The sequence below is a fragment of the Methylobacter psychrophilus genome, assembly GCF_025583945.1.
Taxonomy (GTDB): Bacteria; Pseudomonadota; Gammaproteobacteria; order Methylococcales; family Methylomonadaceae; genus Methylobacter_C; species Methylobacter_C psychrophilus.
In genome coordinates this window covers 1-8,156 of record NZ_JAOEGU010000084.1, presented here as the reverse complement: position 1 = coordinate 8,156, position 8,156 = coordinate 1, and the positions used below count along the sequence as shown (strand labels likewise).

Sequence of the window (8,156 nt, the reverse complement as noted above, 5' to 3'; positions counted from 1 at the left end):
GGCTGAGTTGCATGGTGGTTGCGTGGAGCTGGAAAGCCAAGCAGGCAAAGGCTCGCGGTTCTCGGTAAGAATTCCGTGGCGAAAGGTGGGAGATGCAGCCAAGCCTGCCGTACCGGAGTTGCCTGACCCTCAGAAGCCGTCGGCCGCACCGCTGGCAAATCAGCTATCGGACGCGCCGATTGCCCTCGTCATCGAGGACGAGCTCTCATCAGCCAATCTGCTCACCCATCACTTCGAAGGTGAGGGCTTGCGCGTGACCTGCATGGCGTCCGGTGAGCAGGCGTTGGAATGGCTGCAGCACAATAATCCTGATCTCATTACGCTCGACCTGATGTTGCCCGGCATGGATGGTTGGGAAGTGCTGAGCCGCATTAAACAGATGCCACAACTCGCCACCGTTCCGATAGTGATTATCTCCGTCCTCGCCGACGGCAAACGCGGCATCGCGCTGGGTGCCAGTCAGGTGCTACAAAAACCTGTATCGCATGTGGAGTTGAAGAACGCACTGGTGGCAATCAGAATTCTCCCTATGTCCGATCAGACCACTGGCATGACGCAGTGCGTGCTGGTGGTGGATGATGATCCGGGCACGGTTAAACTTATGAGCAGCTACCTAAAACGTAGCGGCTATCGGGTGAGTGCAGCGTATTCCGGCGCAGACGGCATTACCCTGGCGCATGCGGATCATCCCGATGTCATTCTACTCGATCTGCTGATGCCGGAAATTTCAGGCTTCGAAGTGGTAGGAGCGCTCAGAAATGACCCGGCCACCGCGCAGATACCCATCATCATCGTTACTTCCAAACGCCTCACGACGGAAGACCGCCAAATGCTCGACGGCAATGTCAAAGCGATTCTGGAAAAAGCCGAGTTCCGCTATGAAAACATGGCCATCGAAGTGCGCCGAGCGTTGCAGAAAAGGGGATAATACCGTGTCCAGAATCGTCGTAATCGAAGACAACCCGGCCAACATGAAACTGGCCACTTTTCTGTTGAACAGCGCCGGCCACGAAGTGTTGCAGGCGACCGACGCGGAAAGCGGCCTGGTGCTGATACGTACCGTGATGCCCGCACTGGTGTTGATGGACATACAACTGCCTAGCATGGATGGCTTAACCGCCACCCGCCAGCTCAAGGCCGACCCTCTCATAGCGCACATCCCGGTCATTGCCCTAACCTCCTACGCAATGAAAGGCGACGAACAAACCATGAGCGCAGCAGGATGCGATAGTTATTTGCCCAAGCCGATTCATCATCAGGAGTTGCTGGCATTGGTGAACAAGATGCTGGGTGATACGTGATGTTTCCTTATGCCATCGGCCTCATTTCTGATCGATTGCCCACCTCCTACCTAATGCGATTTCCTGCGAAGAAAATACCCTGCACAATTCAGGTAGACATATTCTTGGATATTGCCTGATTAATCACCATAGGAAGTAACACAAAATGAACACTTATTCAACTCACATTGCTACCTTACTGCTTGTCGATGATGAACCGCTCAACCTGCGTCTGTTGCAAACCCTGCTGAAAACCGATGGCTACGAAACACTTTCTGCTGAACGCGGAGCGGAGGCATTGGCGTTGGCTGAAGAACGTCAGCCGGACCTCATTCTGCTCGACATCATGATGCCTGAAATGGATGGCTTCGAGGTTGCGCGACTGCTCAAAACCAACCCGCACACGAACCACATCCCAATCATCATCGTGACGTCGCTGGATGACCGCGCTTCGCGTTTAAAGGCCCTGGAAATGGGCGCAAATGAATTTATCAACAAGCCTGTGGACCGTGCCGAGCTGTCAATCCGCGTGAAGAATATGCTGCGGCTGAAGGAATATACGGATTATCTCGCCGACCACAATCATCTTCTGGAAGAGCTGGTCGCCAAGCGCACCTCGCAATTAACCGAGAGCTACCACGAAACTATTTTCATCATGACTTCCGCCGCTGAATCCAAGGACACGGACACCGGCCTGCATGTCATCCGCATCAGCTACTACTGCCGCGCCTTAGCGAAGTATCTAGGAATGGATGCGGAGTTCCAGGATTGTATCTTCTACGCCAGTCCGATGCACGACATCGGTAAAATCGGCATTCCAGACCACATTTTGCTGAAACCCGGCTCGTTCGAGCCTGACGAATGGGAGATTATGAAGACCCACTCCGCGCAGGGCGCAAAAATTCTGGAGTGCGGCAACTCGCCCTACCTGCGCATGGGTGCCGAAATTGCCCTCAACCACCACGAACGCTGGGATGGCGGTGGCTATCCCAACGGCAAGCGAGGCCAGGAAATCCCCTTTTCCTCGCGCCTAATGAACATCAGTGACCAATATGATGCGTTGCGCTCCAAGCGCCCCTATAAACCGCATTTTGACCACAACAAGGCGATGCAGATTATCACCGAAGGCGATGGACGCACCATGCCCGGCCATTTCGACCCGGACGTGCTGGCAGCCTTCAAGGCCTGCGCGGAAATCTTCCGGGGAATATATGCTGAACATACACAGTAAGTTTATTATGGGGTTTGAAGTCCAACGGTGCAAAAAGTCCCGCTAGCCTCTAAGTTAAGTTTATTTCACTGATTCAACGGTCTTAATTTACCTTTTGAAATAAGATGGGATTATAAGCCCTAACCGCCGAAAATTCCGTCCACCCATTGGGTAATGATTTTATAGGTCAAAACATCCTGACTTTAGTGAGTTCAGGCATGGGTGTTAAGCCTTAACCTATTTTTCACTGGAAAAATATACAGATTGCTCGTGTCTTATGTGGTGTTTATGTTTATCAGATTAATAATCTATTAACGACCGTTGTGTCCAGTTTGGCGCTAAAGCCAAGCTATCCGATCAACAGTTATCAGAAATGAAACAGAAACGTGCTGATGGTGTTTTAATAAAAAATCTAATGTCTGAATATGCGCTCAGTAAAGCATCAGTTTATCGACTGCTATCCAATGACACTTGATTAGAAAGCTCGTTCGGAAAAAAAGCCAACAACAGGCAAATATTCCGGATGGACAAGGCCAAGATGTTTGGCTAAATGAGATACAGCCATAAGCCGAATATTTATGAATGAATCGGCGCTGGTTGATTATCGGCATGAATCATTACAATTTACTTATTAGTCGTGACATGTAACAGGTAATTAACGCCTACGGCAGTTGATCTGAGTTGTAACGTTCTATAAACAAAGGTGAGTTATGAAGCATATTTATCTGGAAATGCATGACCCGGACAAAAATCTGCACCGGTTTTATCAGTTGTTTATAATGCCAGGCCTTTTTGGTGACTGGTCGTTGGTTAAAGAATGGGGCAGGGCAGGTTCATCCGGAACGGTTCGGAAGGATTGGTTCGATACCGAGACGGAGGCGCAACTAGCGGGACAAAAATTATGCGCAGCCAAACAGAAAAAAGGCTATCAAGCCATTTTGTGATAGGGGTGGCTGAAGTAATCACCTATATATAAGGTGTACGCGTAAACTCTATCGAACACGATACTCTTGAGCAATCTCATTTATCGTTTTTTACTCCTTCAAGGTTTCTAACGCGAGCTAGCTTTTGTGTCCCGTCAAAAAATTGCGCTTTTATTACTCATTTCTGCCTGCCTTTTTATGGAAGACACCATCTTAATCGACTGTCCGGATTTTTGGGTCCACTATAGTCTTGGCAATTGGGCATAAGGAGTCATGGCTATCCGTGTTTTCAGAGGTAGGTCGCTATTTTAACCTTATAAAGGCCAAATTCTATGTCGATTATTTAGGAAAGATGTCTACTAAATATATAGCGTAAGCATTTAACATTAAGCCACCAATCTCCGCTGGAATTTGAACGGGAATAGACAAGAAAGCTGCTTAAAAAATTGTCCTGTTTTACTTGACCATTACAAATCGTTCCGTATCAAGACTACTGTTCATGTATCCATATCTTACTCAAGAATGTTTAGTTACACCGCCTGCGAAATTCTCACAATTTCTTGAGCAATATCCTCAGGTGCAAGTATAAAATCTATATACCCACTGGCTATTGCGCTCTCAGGCATATCTGGCTGCTCAGCTGTGTCAGGCTTCTGCGCGATGGTAATTCCTCCCACTTCTTTTATGCCACTTAGCGCTGCTGCTCCATCACCATCACAGCCAGAGACAATGACAGCAATAAGTTTGCCGTCCCAGTGCTCCGTCAGGGAACGCATAAAAATCGTAATCACATCTGGCCATCCCCAAGGCTTTGATATGGGCTCTAAACGGAATTCTCCTTCAAAAACGTGCAAGTCACGATTTTCCGGGATTATAAACACATGGTTAGGCTGGATGAGTAAATTTTCCGTGATCAGTTTAACCGGCATATTGGTATAGCGCGGGAGAATTTTGGGGAGCAGGGTGGCTACGTTTCTCAAATGATTGATGATGACAATAGCAACCCCCATATCAGCTGGCAAATGTCTTAGTAAACGCGTATACGCTTCGAGACTACCGGCCGAGCCACCCACGCAAACGACAGGAAAGTCTTTTGTAATATTTTTAGCTTTCATTGGCAATAACCTGTCCTGTTTTTTTTAGTAAAAACTTATCGATTTATGTTTATTTCATGCCGTTTGGCGCTGATTCAATATCTAATTTAGGTTTATTGAACCAAACAGTTTTTAGAGTGGCTTTGAGTTTTATTTATAGACTTTCAGATAAATAACATCCCGTTATCGTACAAAAATATTGATTTTAAAAATTTTTATTATTAGACTTTGAAAGTGTAATTTCTGAAAGACTATAATATCTAATTATTTATTCAACAGCGCCTTTCTTATTCACGGCCCACCCGCTGTTTAATCGCCAATACTGTCATATTGCTTTGGAATCTGCATATCATTGGTGGTAAATTTGAAAAATAATAACACCACCCAGCTATCAACTTTCGCCGTACCTACACTAACAAAAGACTTACCCCGCGTTTTCCCAGTATGCGTATCACGCAAACTAATCGCAAATTCCGCTAAAGCACGATTGGTTTCTTTTTTATACAACGAAATTTCAGGGATACTCACATTTCCTGCTAATGGAATCGGTACCGTTATTGTTGGCATTCCCACTAATGAACTGGTGTTATCTATCGATAAGGCTCCCGTTCCAATCTCAGCAATCGTATCCCCCTCTTTAGGATCATCAACTAAAACCACACCCGCATCAATAAAATGCCTACGAATAGCGTGTAGCGCATATTGTTGATTTTTAACATCAAAGGTATTAAAGTTTTTCGTATAAATAAACGTTTTTCCCAAACTACCACTTAAGTTTGCAATCGCTTCTCCTTGAGAATTCATAACCAATAAATTAGCGGCACGGTCAGCGGCAGTAGAAACTAGTATTTGATCAAGCGCAGTTTGTGTGGGTAAAGTCGTCTGCCACATAGTACCGCAACCACTTAAGGTCAAAACCAAAACTAAGGGTAGCGTTTTTTTTATCATCATGATTTTTCAATTTATGTATTTTTCAGAAGAGTAGAGTGTAAGCATTGCCTAAAAAACAACGAGAGCTTGAACCCCAAAATGAAAAGGTTACTGATATCGCGCACTAATAATTTAGCCCTTAATAAAGACTTCTAAAGCCGTCTGCCTCCGGCTCACATCCTATTGATGTATGGCCATGGCTAAGCTCTTCTGTTGCTAACAAAGACTGCTAAAATCTTTATCCTTGTTAATCACGGGTACTCATTAACAAAAGACCTCTAAAGTCTCATAGGAATATTCTGAATACCTTATCCATAAAAACTTTCAACTAGCCAAAAGCCGCCTGTTCTGACCGTGTGATTTTTAGGTGATTTAAACTGCCAGGCTTTTTCGTACCAAGAATAAAGAGTTTGTGTTAAATATAAGCCGACGTAGAGCTTCATTGAATAACGCTGTCTCAGTACATAGGCCATCATTTATCGAATTGATTACATTTAATAACTGCAATCTTTGGCTACTGACGGAGGAAGGCAGGTTTATTCATGATTGATCAAGCTAACACCTTCTTGGGATTAATGGAGTTCTTCTACAAGACCGCTTTTATCGAAACTGTCCGAAGTAATGATGGACAATTTGTCTATTAATCGATTTAAGATACAGGTTTAACCTTCATTTTGGTTACATCAGGCGTTAGCGTACGTTTCCGTCCTATTGGACTTCAGTCTTCATAAGTTATTCATGCCCAATTAGTCATGAATAAGGTGCGAAAACCTATTTCCGGCTACTGATTGACGATTTTACACACAAGACCGAACTTGGTCGGTGCGGTAACGAACCGATTGGAAATTAGTTCACGATGCACATTACGACAGTTGATTTCAATCACAGAAAATCTGTCCGAAGCATTGCAATGAGCATTAAGAAAAAAGCTTTTAAAGCCGCTTTGAAAAATTAATTTAGGGAGGATGTCATTTTTTCGATATGAAATTTATATGTAGTTGCCTTATTTAGGGCATAGGTACTTTTCCATTTGTAATATCGGTTGACTCACTAAAATTGACTGACAGCTTTACGTGTGTATGCTGTCATTAGAAAATCTGGCGTCAATGTCGCCGGTGGGTCGATATTGCTACTTTACCAATGACCGGCATTGGGAAGCTTACATCCTTATCCCAATGTCAGCAGTGGATCGTTGACTGACGACCAGACATTTCAATTTAGTTGATTTCTAATGTCCGCTTTGCATATCCCGGACAACAGAAACGTTTAACTGGATTTAAACCTGAAAACTTGATCGGTTGCTACACCCAATTTTGATATTACTCGCTGAACAATTCGGCGTGAGTACCTGTGCGTACAAATACGATTAATCCATGTTTTACACTGGTATCTAATCTGTATGCCAACAAAAAGTCACCGCCGATATGGCATTCGCGGTGTCCTTCCCAATTACCTTTAAGCGAATGGTCCAGCCATTCGGCACTAAGTGGGCCGTCGTTAGCAATGAGCAGCAACATGGCTTTTTTGAGCCGGTTCAAATCGTATCGACCAGATCGAGACAATCGTTCCCAGTCTTTGATGAAGCTTTTTGTGTAATCCGCTGCCCGTGGTAGTGGCGCTCTCTTACTTGCCGGTGTTTTTTTCGAGGTCATCAAATAATTCGACAGCTGTTGAAAAACGTGCGTGGCGTGTACTGACAATTTCGTCAGCTTCGGCCATCGCCTTACGTGTTTCTGCGTTCGGCACCTTCAATTCGAGTGGAAAAGCTTGATCAACCACCACGCGATGCAGAAACAAGCGGACGGCATCAGATACCGACAACCCCATAGCGGCAAGTGTCTGGGTTGCTTGCGCTTTAGTTTCATCGTCTATACGGACGTGTAACATAGATGTGTGTGTGGCCATTTTTATCTCTCTAAATATATACGGATAGATTATGTATCTCAAAAGAGATACTGTAAAGATTTTTATGTAAATAGTTGTCGATTTGTCGGTGAAAAAGGACTTGTTACGAACGTTAAATAAACAAGGAGTTTTTTACTGGTTAGGAAATTATTTTTCTGAAAATCTATAGAAATTACGTATTGACGGCGAAAACGAACTAGGATTAGGAACTTTGACCGCCAATGAAAACGCTACCGTGATAAGAACAATAAGTCATCCACTACTTATCTGGAAAATAAATCAATAACAATCGTGACCTAGAGCCAGCCTTCAAGGGTTCAGACGTAAGCCATATCAATCATCTAAACCTTATGGGCGTAGCGATATCAAACTCTCTATAGTCACTTTGAAGCGTTTTTGGTAGCGTAGCTTCACGCCCAATTTTTGCATCAATTGCCTTGCTTTATAGCACCCGACCTGAATATCTTCTTTTATAAAGGCTTATGATAAATAACGAAAACCATAAACGATCTTGCTATTTGAAAAATAGCAAGATCGCTTTAACCTAAGGAATTCATTTTTTCGCATCGATTCGCCTTGTAAATTGATCCGGTAGGCGTTGTCTATCAACAATCTAAAATAGCGTCGGCTTTATGTGGAAAACCAATGCTTCGGCCTGTTGGCGTAAAGTCGGCACGAGGGCTGGCAAAGACAGGTTGCTTATCGTGTTATCCTTGTTGGCCATTAGGAATCTCTATTAATTGAGCATTTTTTGATTCTGTCGGCCGAGCGGTCGTAGCAATGGCATAGACTTCTTCTACTGCGTTGACCAAAA

At 44.5% G+C, this 8,156-nt stretch carries 8 protein-coding genes; 4 read left to right on the top strand and 4 right to left on the bottom strand.

Translation table 11 applies throughout. The features are described from left to right. The 4 genes from N7974_RS19510 to N7974_RS19495 all read left to right on the top strand — a co-directional run. On the top strand, positions 1–928 hold a 928-nt coding region (locus N7974_RS19510; protein WP_262967213.1), incomplete at its 5' end, for a response regulator. A gap of 4 nt (positions 929–932) precedes the next feature. Then, complete coding sequence (locus tag N7974_RS19505; RefSeq protein WP_262967212.1) at positions 933–1,301, top strand: response regulator; 369 nt, start codon at positions 933–935, stop codon at positions 1,299–1,301. A gap of 145 nt (positions 1,302–1,446) precedes the next feature. Then, a complete protein-coding gene (locus N7974_RS19500) occupies positions 1,447–2,511 on the top strand; it encodes a response regulator (RefSeq protein ID WP_262967211.1) in 1,065 nt (354 codons plus the stop codon). A gap of 689 nt (positions 2,512–3,200) precedes the next feature. Next, a complete protein-coding gene (locus N7974_RS19495) occupies positions 3,201–3,434 on the top strand; it encodes a WGR domain-containing protein (protein WP_262967210.1) in 234 nt (77 codons plus the stop codon). A 509-nt stretch (positions 3,435–3,943) separates the two neighbouring features. Here the strand turns inward: N7974_RS19495 and N7974_RS19490 are convergent. The 4 genes from N7974_RS19490 to N7974_RS19475 all read right to left on the bottom strand — a co-directional run bounded on the left by N7974_RS19490 (position 3,944) and on the right by N7974_RS19475 (position 7,342). Beyond that, complete coding sequence (locus N7974_RS19490; protein WP_262967209.1) at positions 3,944–4,528, bottom strand: chemotaxis protein CheB; 585 nt, start codon at positions 4,526–4,528, stop codon at positions 3,944–3,946. A gap of 288 nt (positions 4,529–4,816) precedes the next feature. Further along, positions 4,817–5,458 (bottom strand): DUF6655 family protein, encoded by a 642-nt coding sequence (locus tag N7974_RS19485; protein WP_262967208.1) that lies wholly within the window; start codon positions 5,456–5,458, stop codon positions 4,817–4,819. Positions 5,459–6,756: 1,298 nt separating this feature from the next. Next, positions 6,757–7,089, bottom strand: a complete 333-nt coding sequence (locus tag N7974_RS19480; RefSeq protein ID WP_262967207.1) for a type II toxin-antitoxin system YafQ family toxin — start codon at positions 7,087–7,089, stop codon at positions 6,757–6,759. Then, positions 7,061–7,342 carry a type II toxin-antitoxin system RelB/DinJ family antitoxin gene (locus N7974_RS19475; protein ID WP_262967206.1) on the bottom strand — a complete coding sequence of 94 codons (282 nt, stop codon included), beginning with the start codon at positions 7,340–7,342 and terminating at the stop codon, positions 7,061–7,063. Before N7974_RS19475 ends, N7974_RS19480 begins: the two co-directional genes overlap by 29 nt. Positions 7,343–8,156 lie beyond the last annotated feature (814 nt).